The sequence below is a fragment of the Nocardia amamiensis genome (assembly GCF_015477605.1).
Classification (GTDB): Bacteria; Actinomycetota; Actinomycetes; order Mycobacteriales; family Mycobacteriaceae; genus Nocardia; species Nocardia amamiensis_A.
In genome coordinates, this window is the sequence record NZ_JADLQX010000150.1 from 1 (window position 1) to 1370 (window position 1370).

General features: G+C 61.2%; 2 protein-coding genes. Both read right to left on the reverse strand.

Annotation, left to right across the window (positions count from 1 at the left end; genetic code table 11):
• On the reverse strand, window positions 1-515 hold a 515-nt coding region (locus IU459_RS37165), incomplete at its 3' end, for a hypothetical protein (RefSeq protein ID WP_195134255.1).
• 159 nt (window positions 516-674) lie between these two features.
• Window positions 675-1370, reverse strand: a 696-nt coding sequence (locus IU459_RS37170) for an MFS transporter (protein WP_195134256.1), incomplete at its 5' end; no start/stop codon positions are given.

Sequence of the window (1370 nt, forward strand, 5' to 3'; positions counted from 1 at the left end):
TTCGCGGTGGAGAATTCGACCTTTCGTGCCCCTGGCAGCGGGTATTGCCCATTGCCCGAGGCCCATCGAATCACATAGCCGATCTGAGTACCGATGTCGGTGGGCGGGCCGGAACCGACCATGTTGCGTAGCTCCGGTCCCTTTCCATTGAGATAGACCAGGATACAGAGGACGAAAATCGCCACAGCTACCGCGGAACCAGCCGTCAAGTGAGCAAGTGCTTTGGTGCGTGCCAAAAGATTGATCAACGCGGCGATCACGGTGACGAAAATCGCGGCGGTGGCGAGGACGGCCCACATACCGTTGAGGTTGGAGTGGTTCGGTGGCTTCTGCGACCAGAGACCCACCAGGGTGGTGGTGATACGGGTCTGACCGAACGCATTGCTGTAGATCGAGCCGTCCGGTCCACTGCTGCTGAGCCACGGCTTGAACAGCAGGGTGAATGTGATGATGCTCCCGACTGCGGCGCACAGATAGCCCCAGTTTCCCCGGAGCAAGGTCGCGATCGGTTTCACCCGCGCCAGGACCCTCGCGATTTCGACCCGACGTTTTCGCCTACCGCGTTCGCCGTGGCTTGTTAAGTCATCGGGTCGATGCCGAGTCTTACTCGTCTGCCAAGGGGTTGGTTGCACCATGGTGACAAATTCCCTTCGTCGCCTCTCGCGGCTGCTCGGTCAGTCGCTCACGGCTGGGCTGAGACTCGGGTCGGACGATTTCGCCTTCGACAGCGGGTCCGCGATGTCCTCGAGCGACCGGCCTTCCGCGTTCACGCCGAAGAACCAGGCGATCACGCCACCGGCGATCATGACCCCGGCGCCGAAGACGTATCCCATCGTGAGCGGGAGCCGATCGGGGCTCGGGTTGTCGGCACCGCCCACCAGATGACCGAACAGGTAGGGCGCGACGACACCACCTGCGGCTTGCGAGATCGCGAAGAAGAACGAGATGGCTTGGCCGCGCAGTTCCAGCGGGAAGATTTCGCTGACGGTCAGATACGCCGAGGAGGCGCCGGCCGAGGCGAAGAAGAAGATGACACACCAGAAGGCGGTCTGTGTCGTGGCGTTGAGGACGCCCGCGTCGAAGGCGACGGCGGAGGCGAGCAACAGTACGCCGGACACGACATATGTCGTACAGATCATCTTCCGTCGGCCGATGCTGTCGAACAGCGGGCCGAGCACCAATGGGCCGATCAGATTGCCGATGGCGAACGGGAAGAAGTAGTAACCGGTGTGGTCGGCCGGCACGTCATAGAAGTACGTCAGGACCATCGCCTGCGTAAAGAAGATGGCGTTGTACAGGAATGCCTGCGTGACCATCATCGTGAATCCGAGAAAGGAACGAGAAGGATAACGGCCGAAGAAGATCCGGGC